The organism is Stenotrophomonas sp. 14P6.2.3 (assembly GCF_057799055.1).
Map to the genome: position 1 here is coordinate 25,155 of NZ_JBYOLA010000016.1, position 15,371 is coordinate 40,525.

Below are 15,371 nucleotides of genomic sequence, written 5' to 3' on the forward strand. Positions count from 1 at the left end.
GGAACCTACGACATGGCTCGTTTCTTCATCGATCGCCCGGTGTTTGCCTGGGTGCTGGCGATCTTCGTCATTCTGGCCGGCGTGCTGGCCATTCCGCGGCTGGCGGTTGAGCGCTATCCGGCGGTCGCACCTCCCAGTGTCAGCATCTATGCCAGCTATCCCGGCGCCAGCCCGCAGACGTTGAATGACGCGGTGGTCGGCCTGATCGAGCGTGAGCTGTCCAGCGTCAAACACCTGCTGTACTTCGAATCGTCGGTGGACACCTCCGGCGAAGCGTCGATCACCGCGACCTTCAAGCCCGGTACCGATCCCGAGCTGGCACAGGTGGACGTGCAGAACCGGATCAAGGCGATCGAGCCGCGCCTGCCACGCAGCGTGCGCCAGAACGGCCTGTTCGTGGAGGCTGCCGACTCGGGGTTCCTGATGCTTGTGGGCCTGCGCTCACCCGATGGCAGTGTCAGCGAAGCGGCGCTGGGCGATTTCATGGCGCGCAACATCATCGAAGAGCTGCGGCGCATCGACGGCGTCGGCCGCGTGCAGTTGTTCGGTGCCGAACAGGCGATGCGGATCTGGCTGGACCCGACCCGGCTGACCGGCTACGGCCTGACCATGGGCGATGTGGCCAGCGCGATCGAGCAGCAGAACCTGGAGATCGCGCCGGGTCGCATCGGCGATTCGCCCGGTGTTCCCGGCCAGCGCATCACCGTGCCCTTGAGTGCCGAAGGCCAGCTGTCCACGCCCGAGCAGTTCGCAGCGATCGTGCTGCGCGCCGGTGCCGATGGTTCGCGGGTGCTGCTGGGTGACGTCGCCCGGGTCGAGCTGGGTGCGCAGAGCTATGCCTGGGGCACGCGCGAAGACGGCTATCCGGCGACGGCCGCCGGCGTGCAGCTGCGCCCCGGTGCGAATGCGGTGCGCACCGCCACGGCTGTGCGCGAACGCATGGCCGACCTTCAGCCGCTGCTGCCGCACGGTGTTGAGTCCAGCATTCCGTTCGACACCGCGCCCTTCGTCAAGGTATCGATCCAGAAGGTGCTGCAGACCCTGGTCGAGGCGATGCTGCTGGTGTTTGCGGTGATGTACCTGTTCCTGCAGAACTGGCGCTATACGCTGATCCCCGCCCTGGTCGCGCCGATCGCGCTGTTGGGCACCTTTGCGGTGATGCTGGCACTGGGTTTCTCGATCAACGTATTGACCATGTTCGGCATGGTGCTGGCGATCGGCATCATTGTTGACGACGCTATCGTGGTGGTCGAGGGCGTGGAGCGGATCATGGCCGAAGAGGGCCTGCCGCCGCGCGAGGCCACGATCAAGGCGATGCGTGAGCTGACCGGTGCGGTGATCGGCATCACCCTGGTGCTGACCGCGGTATTCATCCCGATGGCGCTGGCCAGTGGCTCGGTCGGTGCGATCTACCGCCAGTTCAGTGTGGCGATGTCGGTGTCCATCCTGTTCTCGGCACTGCTGGCGCTGAGCCTGACCCCGGCGTTGTGCGCGACGCTGCTGCGCCAAGGCACGCGTGGTCACCATGGCCGCGGCGGTGTGTTCGGTGCGTTCAACCGTGGCTTCGAGCGGATGACCGGGCGTTACCGGCAGGGCGTGGCGGCGGTCCTTCGGCGCAGTGGCCGGGTGATGGGCCTGTTCGCTGCCTTGCTGGTGGCACTGCTGATCGGCCTGCATTGGTTGCCGGGTGCGTTCCTGCCTGAAGAGGACCAGGGCTATTTCATGACCTCCATCCAGCTGCCGGCCGAAGCAACCGCCGAACGCACGCTGGCGGTGGTCGAAGCCTACGAGCAGCACGTCGCCTCGCGGCCGGCGATCGCGTCCAACCAGGCCATCCTCGGCTACAGCTTCTCCGGTTCCGGCCCGAGCGCAGCACTGACCTACACCATGTTGAAGGACTGGGGTGAGCGCGGCGGCAGCACCGCAGCGGACGAAGTAAAGGCGGCGCAGCAGGCCATGGCGACTGTGCCGGAAGGTGAGGTGATGAGCGTGATGCCGCCGGCCATCGACAGTCTTGGCCGTTCCTCCGGGTTCTCGTTGGCGCTGCAGGCACGTACCGGGCAGGGCCAGGCCGAGCTGCGGGCCGCCCTGCAGCAGTTGCTGAAACTGGCAGAGGCCAGCCCGCTGCTGGCCGAAGTGCATGCCGATGGCATGCCGGCGGGCAGCAACGTGCGCCTGGACATCGATCGCGCCAAGGCCGAGGCGATGGGTGTGGCGTTCACCGACATCAGTGCAACGCTGTCGGCGGCGATGGGCTCGCAGTACGTCAACGATTTTCCCAATCGCGGACGCATGCAGCAGGTGATCGTGCAGGCCGATGCGCCGCACCGGATGCAGCTGGAGGACGTGTTGAAGCTGTATGTCCGCAACAGCGAGGGCGGCATGGTGGCGTTGTCCGAGCTGGTCACCGCGCACTGGACCGAGGCGCCGCTGCAGCTGCAGCGTTATCTGGGGTTCCCGGCATTGAACCTGTCCGGCGCACCCGCCAGCGGGGTCTCCACCGGTCAGGCGATGATCGAGATGGAGCGCCTTGCACAGCAGCTGCCAGCGGGCTTCGCCCTGCAGTGGACCAGCCAGTCGCTGCAGGAGCGTGAGTCTGGTGCACAGGCGCCGTGGTTGCTGCTGCTGTCGATGCTGGTGGTGTTCCTGGTGCTGGCGGCGTTGTACGAGAGCTGGTCGATTCCGCTGGCGGTGATGCTGGTGGTGCCGTTGGGCCTGCTCGGCGCCGTTGCTGCAGTGCTGCTGCGCGGGATGCCCAATGATGTGTTCTTCAAGGTCGGCATGATCACGGTGATCGGGCTTTCGGCGAAGAACGCGATCCTGATCGTCGAGTTCGCCCGCCAGCTGCAACAGCAGGGACGCGGCCTGGTCGAGGCGACCATCGAAGCGGCACGCCTGCGGCTGCGGCCGATCGTCATGACCTCGCTGGCGTTCGCGCTGGGTGTGGTGCCGCTGATGCTGGCGCAGGGTGCTTCAAAGGAAACGCAACAGGCCATCGGTACCGGCGTGTTCGGCGGCATGGTCAGCGCGACCGTGCTGGCCGTGTTCTTCGTGCCGGTGTTCTATGTGGTGGTGCAGGGCGCGCAGCATTGGCTTGCGCAGCGCCTGCGCCGACGCCGGCCGACGCCGGGAGGAAGCGTGGATGGAAAGCAGGTGGATGGAAAGCAGGAGCCCTGAGGGCCTGTACGAGGCGCAGCTGCGCGTGCTGGAGCAGCAGCTGCGGGATGCGCTGCTGGACGGCGACCATGGCGCAGCCACTGCGCTGCTGTCACCGGTGTTGTTCATGATGGACGGACAGGGCGGTCGGATGCTCGACCTGCCCTGGCTGAGGGACTGGCGGCAAGGACGCCTGCAGATTCTTGCGCTGCAGGTGCATGCAGTTGAAACGTTGCTGTGTGGACGCCTGGCATTGTTATCCGGCGATGTTCAGCTGCATGTGCATTGGCTGGGACGCGAACACGTGCAGCGCTTTCGCCTGTTGCGCGTCTGGACAAGCGCTTCCAGTGCCAGCGGCGCGCAGCTGCTGTCGATGGCGGTGCTGGCAGGCTGAACACGGTCATGCAGCTTTCAGGCCCCGTTTGCGCGCAGATGGTAGGGTCCAAGGTCTCTGTAGTTTCGACAAGGAGTCGAGCCATGCGTGTAGTTTCCAGTCTGTTGGCTGCCTCCCTCGGCCTTGCGCTGAGCGCCTGTCAGCCGGCGCAGACGCCGGCCGCCAGTGGCGCAGGCGATGCGGTCGCAACGCCGACACCGGCACCTGTGGCTGCCGCTGTTGATGGCGGCGGCAACGAAACCCTCTATCGCTGCGGCGACCTCGATGTGCGCGCGACCTTCAACGGTGAGGACGCAGCGATGGTTGTGATCGGCGGGCGCAGTTTCGCGATGTCCTCCGAACGCGCGGCCTCCGGTGCGAAGTATGCCGACGGCAAGGGCAACAGCTTCTGGACCCGCGGCAGCGATGAAGCGCTGCTCAGCCTGAAGGGCGAAGCGGATCGTGAGTGTGCAGCGGTGGAAGCGACCGAGGGCGATGGCAGTGCCGGCAACGCGGCGTTCCGTGCCACTGGCAACGAGCCGGGTTGGCTGGCCGTCGTCGATGGTGATGCACCGGGCCTGCAGGTGGACGTCGACTACGGCGAGCGCCGCTTCACCGTCGCAAAGCCGACCGAGGGCGCAGATGGCTGGGTCGGCAAGGCGGCCGACGGCACCGACATCAAGCTGAGCTTCCAGCGCACCACCTGCCAGGACGACATGAGTGGTGAGGCGTTCGAGGCCAAGGCGATGTTGACCGTGGGCACGCGCCAATACCACGGCTGCGGCAACTTCGGCGGCAAGTAAGAAAAAGGGGACGGAGGGGATTAAGTCGTTTGTGCCATGAACGACTTAATCCCCTCCGTCCCCTTTTTTGCTTCAGCCCTCGCAGGGCTTGATGTCCAGCTCAAACGCAAGGTCGTAGCGACCATTGATGCCGATCAGTGCTTTGCGGATCGCGCAGTCGTTCTGGTGGCGGGCCACCAGGTCGGCGAAGATCTTCTCGCGACCCTCGCAGTACGTCGCGCTGGCCTCTTCGAGTTCCCGACGGCGCTCGTCGTCGTAGGGCTCTTCGCCGGCGAAATGCTGGCAGGTGTTTTCGCGCGCGAGAAACGCCTGCACGTCGTCGGGCATCTGACAGTAGATGCGTATGTCTTCGATGTCGTACACGTCGTTGGAGACCGCACAGCCAGCGGCAGCACGGGCCTGTTCCAGTTCCTCGTAACTCGAGGGCAGGCTGGTAGCGGAGGGCTCCTCGGCGGGTTCCTGCAGGGCCGCGGGCGACGCCGCTGCCGGTGCGATGGGAGCCACCGGATCGATCGCTACGGCCTCTGGCGTGGCACCACCTGCACCGTTGTCCGCTGCCTGCGGCGAGCACGCCGCAAGCAGGGACAGGCAGGCGATCAGCGCAGCGCGGTTAATCGGCACGGCCAGCAAATTCGCCGGTGCTGGTATTCACCAGCACACGCTCACCGTTGACGATGTATTCCGGCACCATGATTTCGATGCCGGTGTTGAGCTTGGCCGGCTTCGGGCGCTTGGTGGCGGTGCCACCCTTCAGTTCCGGTGGGGTCTCGACCACTTCCAGCACCACCGAGGCCGGCAACTGGATCGCCACCGGCAGGTCGTCGATCACCTGCACGTAGATGCCGGTCAGGCCGTCGGTGATGTAACCAGCGTCATCGCCGATCACGTCCGCGTCCAGGGTGTAGGGGGTGTAGTCCTCGTCGTCCAGGAACACGAACGCATCGCCGTCCTTGTACGAGTAGGTGGACTGGCGGCGCAGCAGTTCGACTTCGACCAGGTTGTCGTCGGCATCGAAGCTGGCATCGAGCTTGTTGCCGCCCGGCACGCTGTACATGATGAAGCGGAAGCGGACGTTGCCGCCGCGACCCTGCGGCGAGCTGCGCTCGATGTCGCGGATCTGGTAGACGCCGTTGTTGAACTCGACGACGTTGCCCTTCTTGATGTCGTTGGCTTTCATGATGATGTTGGTCGTTGGGGGAGGGCGCCGTCCCGGCGCCCGGGGGGAATCACTTCGGAGCGAGCCGGGTGGCGCCGTCCAGGCGGATGGTCTCGCCGTTGATATAGGTGTTGCCGAGGATGTGGCCGACCAGGCTGGCGAAGTCTTCCGGCTTGCCCAGGCGCGATGGGAACGGGATCGACGCGGCCAGCGATTCCTGCACGGCTTCGGGCATGCCATCGACCATCGGCGTCCAGAACACGCCCGGCGCGATGGTGTTGACGCGGATGCCGAAGCGCGACAGCTCGCGGGCCATCGGCAGGGTCATTGCCACCACGCCACCTTTGGAAGCGGAGTAGGCGGCCTGGCCGATCTGGCCTTCGTAGGCGGCAACGCTGGCGGTGTTGATGATGACGCCGCGCTCGCCGTCCACCCCGACCTCGTTGTGCTGCATGCGATTGGCGGCGGCCTTGGCGACGTTGAAGCTGCCGACCAGGTTGACCATCACCGTGCCCTGGAACCCGGCCAGCGGCATCGGGCCTTCCCTGCCCAGCACGCGGCCAGCGCCGAGGATGCCGGCGCAGTTCATGGCGACATTCAGGCCGCCGAGGAAATCGAAGGCCTGGTCGATGGCAGCCGACACGGACGCTTCATCACTGACGTTGACATTGAAATAGCGGGCGTTGTCCTGCCCCAGCCCGGCAACAGCGGCCGCGCCCTTGGCGTCGTTGAGGTCGAACAGGGCGACCTTGCCGCCCTGGGCAACCAGGTGCTGGGCCACGGCCAGGCCGAGGCCGGAGACGCCGCCAGTGATCACGGCACGTACGGAAGACAGCTGCATTGCACGGTCCTGCAGGTTCAAGAACCGCCGATTCTAACGGAAGCGACGGCAGCCGCCGTTGTGCACTGCGCCGCCGGCCTCAGCCCAGTTCGCGGGCGCGCCGCAGGCGACGCTCGAAGTCGGCGGCGGGCAGTCCGTGGGCGAACAGGAAGCCCTGGCCGACGGTCACCCCCAGGTCGAGCAGGCATTGCCGTTGTGGTTCGGTTTCCACACCTTCGGCGACCACGCCCAGGCCGAGGCTGCGGGCAATCGCGCAGACCGCCTCGCAGACCGCCACATCCGAGCGGTTGCGGGGGATGCCTTCAACGAACAGCTGGCTCAGTTTCAGCCCATGGATGGGCAGCCGGCGCAGATAGTTCAGCGCGCTGTAGCCTTCGCCGAAGTCGTCGATGGTCAGCATCACCCCCATCTCGCGCAGGCGGGCGAAAGTGCGCAGGGTGTCCGGCGCATCTTCGATCAGCACCCGCTCGGTGAACTCCAGCTCCAGCACGCTGCCGGGCAGGCCGAACTCATCCAGCACCTGCCGCACCCAGCGGGCAAGATCCTCACCGACGAACTGCCGCCAGGACACGTTGACCGCCACCCGCACCAGGCCGAGCCCATCGTCCTGCCATTGCCGGACCTGCCGGCAGGCTTCGCGCAGCGCCCATTGACCGATGCGCACGATGTCGCCGGTGTGCTCGGCGTGGCGGATGAACAGGTCCGGGCGCATCTGCCCCAGCTGCGTGTTGTGCCAGCGCATCAACGCCTCGCAGGCGATGGTGGCGCCGCTGCGCAGGTTGACCTGTGGCTGGTAGACCAGGTGGAACTCGTCGCCATCCAGGGCCTTGTGCAGCCGGCTCTCGATCTGCAGGCGGTCATGCTGGCGCTGTGCCAGTTCCGGGGAGAACACCTGCCAGCCGTTGCGGGTGCGTCGCTTGCACTCGTACATCGCGGTGTCGGCGTTCTGGATCAGCTGCTGCGGCCGGTTGCCATCGCGCGGTGCACGGGCGATGCCGATGCTGGCGGTGACCGGGAACTCGTCGCTGCCCAGCTGGAACGGCGCCGAAAAGGCCGCAGTGATGCGCTCGGCCAGTTGTTCGGCCTGGTCCGGCTGGTCGCGCAGGTCACAGATCACCAGGAACTCGTCGCCGCCAAAGCGTGCAAGCAGGCCTTCGGTGCCGATCGCGGTGGCGATGCGCCGGGTCGCTTCGATCAACAGTTCATCCCCGGCGTTGTGGCCAAGCAGGTCGTTGACCACCTTGAAGCGGTCCAGGTCGATATACAGCACCGCCACGCGGTCGTGGCCGGGGCTGTGCATGCGCACGCCGAGGTCGCTCAGCACCGCATCGCGGTTCATGATTCCGGTCAACGGGTCGGTGCGGGCCTGCACGCGCAGGGTTTCCTCGGCCTGCTTGCGCTCGGTGATGTCCTGCACGGTGCCGGTGATGCGCGCGGCATCGACATCACCGGCCGAGACCTCGCCGATCATCCGGATCCAGAACGAGTGGCCATCGCGACGCTGGCCCTGCAGCTCCAGGCCGAAGCTGCTGCGGTGCTCGATGGTGTCGGCCAGCGCCTGCTGCAGGGCGGCGCGGTCGTCGCTGCGCAGGCAGTCCAGCAGGTCCGGCATGTCTTCCAGGTCGGCTGGCTGGCCGACGATGCGCCGCGCCTCATCGGTGAGGTACAGGCGCTGCAGGCCACGATCCCACTCCCAGCCGCCGATGTGGGCCAGTGACTGCGCGCGCGCGAACAGGGTGTTGTTGCGCTTCAGTTCGGTGATGTCACTGAACATCGCATAGACATGGTCGGCCTGGTCGCAGCCGTTGCCGAACACCGGCACGTTGGTGGTGGACAACCACAGCATGCGTCCGCGTGGGCGGTGGTACAGGCCGATGATGGTGCTGCGGATCATCCGCCCGGCCTGGAAGCAGCGGCTGGTCGGCCACTGTGACTGGGTCAGCGGATGGCCGTGTTCGTCGACGATGATCCAGGCTTCGGGATCGAGCATCGAATTCAAGCCCACGCCACCACCGGTGAGGCCGAGGATGCGGTGCGCTGCGGGATTGGCGGACAGAACGCGCAGATCACGGTCGAACAGGATCACGCCCTTGTCGATCGATTCCATCAACAGGCGATAGCGCGACTCGGCGCGCCAGCGCCCGCTCAGGTCGCGGGCGACGGCGACGATGCAGGGTTGGCCGCGGTCCTGGAAGCCGGCCGAGTGCACCTCCACCGGAAAACGGCTGCCATCACCGCGCATGTTGGTCACTTCGATGACGTAGGTGTCGCCGCGGTTCAGCGCTTCCCACACCGGTTGCAGGTGGTCGCTGGGCAGGTCCGGGTTGAGCAGTTCGATCGGCTGGCCGACGATGTCTTCGCGCGGGCGGTCGTAGGCGACGATGCCGGCACGGTTGACGTCCAGCACCACGCCTTCGGCGCTGAGGATGCTGACCGGGTCGGGCACGGCGTCGAACAGCGCGGCATAGCGGGCCTGGGTATCCAGTTCGCGCTGTTGTGCATCGGCCAAGGCCTGCCGCGCCTGGTGCAGCAGCCTTGCCCGGGCTGGTGGCGGTGAAGCAGCCAGCGCCGCGTCCAGAGCGGCCAGCGCGTCGTCGGTTGCGGCGGAAGCATCGCCGATGGCCGGACGGTCGCGCGGGCCGCTGTCGTTCATGTCGCCGCCAGCGCCTGCCCGACGCGGCTGGCGGTGGCACGGCCGAGCAGCCCGGCCAGCCAACGGCCGGTCTCGGCCAGCGAAGGCAGGTCCACGCCGCACTCCAGGCCAAGGCCCTGCAGCAGGTACACCACGTCCTCGCTGGCCACGTTGCCGCTGGCGCCCTTGGCGTACGGGCAGCCGCCGGCGCCGGACACGGCGCTGTCGACCACGCGCACGCCTTCTTCCAGGCAGGCCGCGATGTTGGCGATGGCCTGGCCATAGGTGTCGTGGAAGTGCACGGCCAATGCGCTCATCGGGATCTCGGCAGCCACTGCCTGCAGCATCGCGCGGGCCTTGCGCGGCGTACCGACGCCGATGGTGTCGCCCAGCGAGATTTCGTAACACCCCATTTGATGCAGGGCACGCGCCACACGCACAACGTCGGCCAGCGGCACCTCGCCCTGGTACGGGCAGCCGAGCACAGTGGAGACGTAGCCACGTACGCGCACACCATCAGCCGCCGCACGGCGCAGGATCGGCTCGAAACGGGCCAGCGATTCATCGATGCCGGCGTTGGTGTTGGTGCGGTTGAAGGCTTCCGATGCGGCGGTGAAGACCGCAATTTCCTGCACGCCGACGGCGCGCGCACGGTCGTAGCCCTGTTCGTTCGGCACCAGTACCGGATAGGCGATGCCCGGGCGGCGCTGGATGCCGGCATAGACCTCGGCCGCGTCGGCCAGCTGCGGGACCCAGCGCGGGCTGACGAAGCTGGTCGCCTCGATGGTACGCAGGCCGGTGGCCGACAGGCGATCGATCAGGGCGATCTTGTCGGCGGTGGCCACGGCCTGCTTTTCGTTCTGCAGCCCATCGCGGGGGCCGACTTCGACGATGCGGACGAAATCGCTCATCGCAGCACCCCTACGGCAGGCGAGGCGGGACGGGCGGGGCGGATGGGATCGACTGGGGTCACGGCGGTTCCTGGGAAACGGGGGCGGCCCGGTCTTCGCCAGGCTGCCAGATGAGATACGCAGGCGGGTCGCACAAGCGGCCACGCCTGCGCCTGGTTGTGGCGGAAGGGTCTACCCGGGCAGGTGGCAGACCGCCTCGATGTTGTTGCCATCGGGGTCGATCACGAAGGCGGCGTAATAGTCCGGGTGGTACCACGGGCGCAGGCCGGGCGCCCCGTTGTCGCGGCCACCCGCGGCCAGGGCGGCGGCATGGAACGCATCAACCTGGGCGCGTTCGCCGCAGACGAAGGCCACGTGCACGCCCTGGCTGAGGGGCGCCGCATTGCCCAGCCAGAAGAAGGGCTTGCCGTGGTTGCCGAAACCCACGTGGTCGTGGGCGCCGGTCTGTTCGGCACTGACCTCCATCACCAGGCCGATCTGCAGCGGTGCCAACGCCTGCAGGAAGAAGGCCTTGCTGCGCGGCAGGTCGCCGCTGTTCAAACCGATATGATCCAGCATGTCAGGCCTCCGTGACCCAGTGCGGCGCGCGCTTGTCGAGGAACGCGCCCAGGCCTTCCTGGCCTTCGGCCGACACCCGCAGGCGGGCGATCAGGGCGGCATTGTCACGGTCCAGGCTGTCGCGATCATCGGCGTCGCGAACCTGCCGGACCAGCAGCTTGGCCGAGGCCGAGGCGATCGGCCCGGCCTTGTCGAGCAGGGCCAGCTGCCGCTGTACCGCTTCGTCCAGGCGTTCGGGCTCCACCAGATGGTGGATCAGGCCGATACGCAGGGCGGTGTCGGCGTCGAAGTGCTCGCCGGTGGCGAACCAGCGACGGGCCTGGCGGCTGCCGATGGCCTCGATCACATAGGGCGAGATCACCGCCGGCAGCAGGCCCAGCCGGCTTTCGGTCAGGCCGAAGCGGGCGGCGCTGGTGGCGATGGCGATATCGCAGCAGGCCACCAGGCCGACCCCGCCACCGAAGGCGGCGCCGTGGACCCGGGCCAGGGTCGGCTTGGGCAGTTCGTCCAGCGTGCGCATCAGCCGGGCCAGGGCCAGGGCGTCCTCGCGGTTGTCGGCCTCGCTGGCCGTGGCCATGCCGCGCATCCACTGCATGTCCGCACCTGCGGAGAAGGAGGCGCCGTGGCCGGCCACCACCACCGTGCGCACGGTGTCATCGCGGCCGGCCGCTTCCAGGGCGGCGGTCAGCCGGGCGATCAAGCCGGCATCGAAGGCGTTGTGCAGCTCCGGCCGGTTCAGCCAGAGGGTCAGGACAGCGCCATTGCGCTCGATCTGCAAAGCATCGTTCATGGGATTCCGGGGTTGCTCCATACCTGTATGGATCATAGCGGGCCATTGGTCATGGGCCATGACGCGACGCGGGAATGTTAGAATCGAGAACCATTTACATCCAGCAGAGAACACGCTAGATGACGCTGTCCGAACTGCCCCTGCACACCTCGGCCGTGGTCGATTCCGTGCAGGACCTGCATGCCAACGATGCCATCGCCCGGCGCCTGCGCGAGCTGGGCTTCGTCAAGGGTGAGGAAGTGCGCCTGGTGGCGCGGGGCCCGGTCGGCGGCGAGCCGCTGCTGGTGCAGGTCGGGTTCACCCGTTTCGCGCTGCGTATCAGTGAGGCACGGCGCGTGGTCATCGACCCGGCCACCCAGGAGCGACGCGCATGAGCGCCACCGCAACCACCGCCCCGCTGCGCATCGCGCTGGTCGGCAATCCCAACAGCGGCAAGACCGCCCTGTTCAACCAGCTGACCGGCAGCCGGCAGAAGGTCGCCAATTACACCGGCGTCACCGTCGAGCGCAAGGAAGGCCGCCTGCGTGCGCCGTCCGGCCGCGAGTTCGCGGTGCTTGACCTGCCGGGCGCCTACAGCCTGCATCCGGCCAGCCTCGACGAGGCGATCACCCGCGACCTGTGCCGGGGCTTCTACCCGGGTGAGGCCGCGCCGGACGTTCTTCTGTGCGTGATCGACGCCACCAACCTGCGTCTGCACCTGCGTTTCGCGCTGGAACTGCGTGAGCTGGGCAAGCCGATGATCATCGCCCTGAACATGGTCGATGCCGCGCAGCGACGCGGCATCCAGATCGATGTTGCCGCGCTGGAACGCGAGATCGGTGTGCCGGTGGTGGAAACCGTGGCGGTGCGCAAGCAGGGCGCGCGTGCGCTGGTGGAACGCCTGGACACGATGGTGCCGCATCTGGATGCGCCGCTGGCCGGTGTTGAGAGTGGCGCGGACTACCACGCGCAGGTGCGCGCGATCCTGGCCGCCGCCGTGCGCATGCCGGCGCGGACCGCGAAGATCGACGACACGCTCGACCGCTGGCTGCTGCATCCGGTGTTCGGCCTGATCACCCTGGTCGTGGTGATGTTCCTGATCTTCCAGGCGGTGTTCGCCTGGGCGACGCCGCTGATGGATGGCATCGAGGCCGGCTTTGCCTGGCTGGGTGAACTGGCCGCCAGCGTGTTGCCGGCAGGGCCGCTGACCAGCCTGCTGACCGACGGCATCATCGCCGGCCTGGGTGGCGTGGTGGTGTTCCTGCCGCAGATCCTGATCCTGTTCGCCTTCATCCTGGCACTGGAGGAGTCCGGTTACCTGCCGCGCGCTGCGTTCCTGCTGGATCGCATGATGGCGGCGGCGGGCTTGTCCGGTCGTTCGTTCATCCCGCTGCTGTCCAGCTTCGCCTGCGCGGTGCCGGGCATCATGGCCACCCGCAGCATCCAGGACCCGCGTGACCGCTTGGCCACGATCCTGGTGGCACCGCTGATGACCTGCTCGGCGCGCCTGCCGGTTTATGCCCTGCTGATCGGCGCGTTCATCCCCGCCGGCAAGATCGGCATCTTCAACCAGCAGGGCCTGGTGCTGTTTGGCCTGTACGTGGCCGGCATCCTCAGCGCGCTGGTGATGTCGTGGGTGATGAAGAAGTGGCGCCGCGACAAGAGCGAGCACCCGCTGATGCTGGAGCTGCCGTCGTACCGCATTCCGCACCCGCGCGACCTCGCCGTCGGCCTGTACGAGCGCGGCATGATCTTCCTCAGGCGCGTCGGCGGCATCATCCTGGCGCTGACCATCCTGCTGTGGTTCCTGCTGTCGTTCCCGGGCGCGCCCGCCGATGCGACGATGCCGGCCATCGACTACAGCTATGCCGGCCAGATCGGCCATGCGATGACGGCGATCTTCGCGCCGCTGGGCTTCAACTGGCAGATCTGCATCGCGCTGATTCCGGGCCTTGCCGCGCGCGAAGTGGCGGTGTCCTCGCTGGCGACGGTATACGCGCTGTCGGCCGCCGATGACGATGCGGCGATCTCCGCGCTGTCGCCGGTGGTGGCTGATGGCTGGTCGCTGGCCACCGGCCTGGCCCTGCTGGTGTGGTTCATCTACGCGCCGATGTGCATTTCGACGCTGGCCACCATCAAGCGCGAGACCAACTCGTGGAAGACGATGGGCTTCTCGGCGTTCTACCTGTTTGCTGCGGCCTATTTCGCGGCGCTGATCACCTACCAGGTGACCGTGGCGCTGGGGGGCGGCTGATGGACGCCGGCCTGCTGATCCAGTACCTGATCATCGCGGTGGCCGTGCTGGTCAGTGCCTGGGTGGTGCTGAAGAAGCAGGCGCCCGGCACCGTGCGCAAGCTGCGTGGCGCGCTGGCACTGGCGCTGCTGAAGCCCGGTCGCGCGGCCTGGTTGCAGGCGTTGGGCCGGAAGATCGCGCCGCCGGCCACTGGCGGTGGCGGCGCGTGTGGCGGCTGTGACAGCTGCGGACCGACGCCGCCGAAGCAGCACTGAGCCTGCCTTTTCCGCTTTGATGGGTGCGAACCTTGGTTCGCACACCCTTGGTCTTCATCCACGCATGGCGTGGATCTACTAGTCCCTGACCAGTCCGCCATCCACCACCAGATTCTGGCCGGTGACCGCGCGCGACCACGGGCTGGCGAAGAACAGCACGGCATCGGCGAACTCGGCCGGGGTGGTGACGCTGCGCAGCGGCGTGTTGGCGGCAATGTAGTCGAATACGGCTTCCGGCGTGGCGGCGCTGGCGTCGGTCGTGCGCAGCAGACCGCCGGACAGCATGTTGACGGTGATGCTGTGCGGGCCGAGGTCGCCGGCCAGGGTGCGGGTGAGCGACAGCAGCGCGGCCTTGGCGGCGGTGTAGTCGTGGTAGGGCACCACCGGGTTCTGGAACAGGTTGGTGCCGATGTTGATGACCCGGCCGAAGCGCCGCGCCTGCATGCCCGGCAGGGCAGCCTGCACGGTGTTGAGGGCGCCGCGCACGCTGCCTTCGAACTGCGCCTGGAAGGCCGGCCAGGCGATGTCGGCGGCGCTGTCGCGGGCTTCGCCATTGAACGAGAACGGGGCCAAGGCATTGTTGACCACGGTGGTCACGCCCTGGCCGAAGTGCGCCAGGGCCTGCTGCAGCAGGTTGTCGACCTGGGCGCGGTCGGTGACGTCGGCCTGCAGGGCGATGGCCTGGCCACCCAGTTCACTGGCCAGAGCGCGTGCGGCCGCTTCGCTGCGGTGATAGTTGATGACAACCCGCGCGCCCTGCGCGGCGAATGCGCGGGCGATGTGCTGGCCGAGGCCGCGACCGGCGCCGGTGAGCAGTACCAGCTGTTCGCTGATCTGCATGATGGTCAGGCAATCCATGGCAAAAGGGCACGCAGCGTAGCAGCGACAGTGCTTGCCGGACCATGTGTGCTGCCGCTAGCCTGCGTGCATGAACCAGACTCCCCTGCGATTGCTTATTCACGGCGCCTCCGGGCGCATGGGCCAGGCCCTGTTGCGGTTGGCCGCCGAACACCCTGATTCCCTGCAGATCGTCGCTGCGGTGACCGGCCGCGCGCCGGCCCAGCGGGTGATCGATGGTGTGCCGTTCTTCGCCGCCAGCGAGTTGCCGGGGGCGCCGGTGTTCGACGTGGCGATCGATTTCAGCCTTCCAGAGGGCTTCGACGCACTGCTGGCACTGTGCGTGGAGCGCGGCGCAGGCCTGGTGTCGGGCACCACCGGCATTTCCACTGCGCAGCGGCAGGCGCTGGAGGCGGCGGCGGTGAAGATCCCGCTGGTGTGGGCGTCGAACTTCAGCCTGGGCGTGGCGGTACTGGATGAGCTGGTGGAGCGCGCTGCGCAGGCGCTGGCGGGCTGGAACTGCGACATCGTCGAATCCCACCATACGCAGAAGAAGGACGCGCCCTCGGGCACGGCGCTGACCCTGGGCGCCGCGGCGCAGCGGGGCGGGGCTGAGCCGCAGTACGCCAGCCTGCGCGCCGGTGACATCGTCGGCGAGCATCTGGTGCAGTTCACCGGCCTGGGCGAGCGCATCGAGCTGGTGCACCGGGCCACCAACCGCGACATCTTCGCCCGTGGGGCGCTGTTTGCCGCTCGCCAGCTGCAGGGCCGGGCGGCGGGCAGCTACCGGGTACGCGACCTGCTGGAATAAGACAGGTAGTGCCGGC

At 67.5% G+C, this 15,371-nt stretch carries 15 protein-coding genes; 7 read left to right on the top strand and 8 right to left on the bottom strand.

Translation table 11 applies throughout. The annotated features are described in order from the left end of the window. The first annotated feature begins 12 nt into the window (after positions 1-12). The 3 genes from AC27VL_RS13570 to AC27VL_RS13580 all read left to right on the top strand — a co-directional run bounded on the left by AC27VL_RS13570 (position 13) and on the right by AC27VL_RS13580 (position 4,332). The gene (locus AC27VL_RS13570) at positions 13-3,177 is read left to right on the top strand and encodes a multidrug efflux RND transporter permease subunit (RefSeq protein ID WP_191077768.1); all 3,165 of its coding nucleotides are present in this window, start codon (positions 13-15) and stop codon (positions 3,175-3,177) included. Beyond that, positions 3,158-3,550, top strand: a complete 393-nt coding sequence (locus AC27VL_RS13575; protein ID WP_191077767.1) for a nuclear transport factor 2 family protein — start codon at positions 3,158-3,160, stop codon at positions 3,548-3,550. The genes AC27VL_RS13570 and AC27VL_RS13575 overlap by 20 nt, the downstream gene beginning before the upstream one ends. Before the next feature lie 83 nt (positions 3,551-3,633). Continuing rightward, positions 3,634-4,332 carry an MliC family protein gene (locus AC27VL_RS13580; RefSeq protein WP_191077766.1) on the top strand — a complete coding sequence of 233 codons (699 nt, stop codon included), beginning with the start codon at positions 3,634-3,636 and terminating at the stop codon, positions 4,330-4,332. 72 nt (positions 4,333-4,404) lie between these two features. Here AC27VL_RS13580 and AC27VL_RS13585 read toward each other — a convergent pair whose 3' ends face one another. The 7 genes from AC27VL_RS13585 to AC27VL_RS13615 all read right to left on the bottom strand — a co-directional run bounded on the left by AC27VL_RS13585 (position 4,405) and on the right by AC27VL_RS13615 (position 11,220). Then, on the bottom strand, positions 4,405-4,953 hold the full coding sequence (locus tag AC27VL_RS13585) for a hypothetical protein (RefSeq protein ID WP_100554110.1): 549 nt from the start codon (positions 4,951-4,953) through the stop codon (positions 4,405-4,407). Then, positions 4,943-5,509, bottom strand: a complete 567-nt coding sequence (gene yeiP / locus AC27VL_RS13590; protein ID WP_089240894.1) for an elongation factor P-like protein YeiP — start codon at positions 5,507-5,509, stop codon at positions 4,943-4,945. Before yeiP ends, AC27VL_RS13585 begins: the two co-directional genes overlap by 11 nt. A 49-nt stretch (positions 5,510-5,558) precedes the next feature. Beyond that, positions 5,559-6,329 carry an SDR family NAD(P)-dependent oxidoreductase gene (locus tag AC27VL_RS13595; protein WP_488766912.1) on the bottom strand — a complete coding sequence of 257 codons (771 nt, stop codon included), beginning with the start codon at positions 6,327-6,329 and terminating at the stop codon, positions 5,559-5,561. 79 nt (positions 6,330-6,408) lie between these two features. Next, positions 6,409-8,982: a sensor domain-containing protein gene (locus tag AC27VL_RS13600; protein ID WP_488766913.1), complete on the bottom strand. Its 2,574-nt coding sequence runs from the start codon at positions 8,980-8,982 to the stop codon at positions 6,409-6,411. Further along, a complete protein-coding gene (locus AC27VL_RS13605) occupies positions 8,979-9,872 on the bottom strand; it encodes a hydroxymethylglutaryl-CoA lyase (protein ID WP_080148851.1) in 894 nt (297 codons plus the stop codon). Before AC27VL_RS13605 ends, AC27VL_RS13600 begins: the two co-directional genes overlap by 4 nt. Before the next feature lie 171 nt (positions 9,873-10,043). Then, a complete protein-coding gene (locus AC27VL_RS13610) occupies positions 10,044-10,430 on the bottom strand; it encodes a VOC family protein (RefSeq protein ID WP_108267325.1) in 387 nt (128 codons plus the stop codon). Between the two features lies 1 nt (position 10,431). Continuing rightward, positions 10,432-11,220, bottom strand: a complete 789-nt coding sequence (locus tag AC27VL_RS13615; RefSeq protein WP_099818343.1) for an enoyl-CoA hydratase-related protein — start codon at positions 11,218-11,220, stop codon at positions 10,432-10,434. A gap of 119 nt (positions 11,221-11,339) precedes the next feature. Here AC27VL_RS13615 and AC27VL_RS13620 point away from each other — a divergent pair, with 119 nt between their 5' ends. Genes AC27VL_RS13620 through AC27VL_RS13630 form a run of 3 tightly spaced genes read left to right on the top strand, consistent with a single transcriptional unit; the run spans position 11,340 to position 13,707 of the window. Further along, a complete protein-coding gene (locus AC27VL_RS13620) occupies positions 11,340-11,594 on the top strand; it encodes a FeoA family protein (protein ID WP_100552433.1) in 255 nt (84 codons plus the stop codon). After that, positions 11,591-13,453 carry a ferrous iron transport protein B gene (gene feoB, locus AC27VL_RS13625; RefSeq protein ID WP_488766917.1) on the top strand — a complete coding sequence of 621 codons (1,863 nt, stop codon included), beginning with the start codon at positions 11,591-11,593 and terminating at the stop codon, positions 13,451-13,453. The genes AC27VL_RS13620 and feoB overlap by 4 nt, the downstream gene beginning before the upstream one ends. Continuing rightward, positions 13,453-13,707 carry a DUF6587 family protein gene (locus AC27VL_RS13630; RefSeq protein WP_089240910.1) on the top strand — a complete coding sequence of 85 codons (255 nt, stop codon included), beginning with the start codon at positions 13,453-13,455 and terminating at the stop codon, positions 13,705-13,707. Before feoB ends, AC27VL_RS13630 begins: the two co-directional genes overlap by 1 nt. Before the next feature lie 78 nt (positions 13,708-13,785). Here AC27VL_RS13630 and AC27VL_RS13635 read toward each other — a convergent pair whose 3' ends face one another. Further along, entirely contained in the window at positions 13,786-14,547 is a 762-nt protein-coding gene (locus tag AC27VL_RS13635; protein WP_488766919.1) for a 3-oxoacyl-ACP reductase, read from the bottom strand. A gap of 88 nt (positions 14,548-14,635) precedes the next feature. On the opposite strand from AC27VL_RS13635, the gene dapB reads away from it, so the two are divergent. Continuing rightward, positions 14,636-15,355 carry a 4-hydroxy-tetrahydrodipicolinate reductase gene (gene dapB, locus AC27VL_RS13640; RefSeq protein WP_488766921.1) on the top strand — a complete coding sequence of 240 codons (720 nt, stop codon included), beginning with the start codon at positions 14,636-14,638 and terminating at the stop codon, positions 15,353-15,355. The last annotated feature ends 16 nt before the right edge of the window (positions 15,356-15,371 follow it).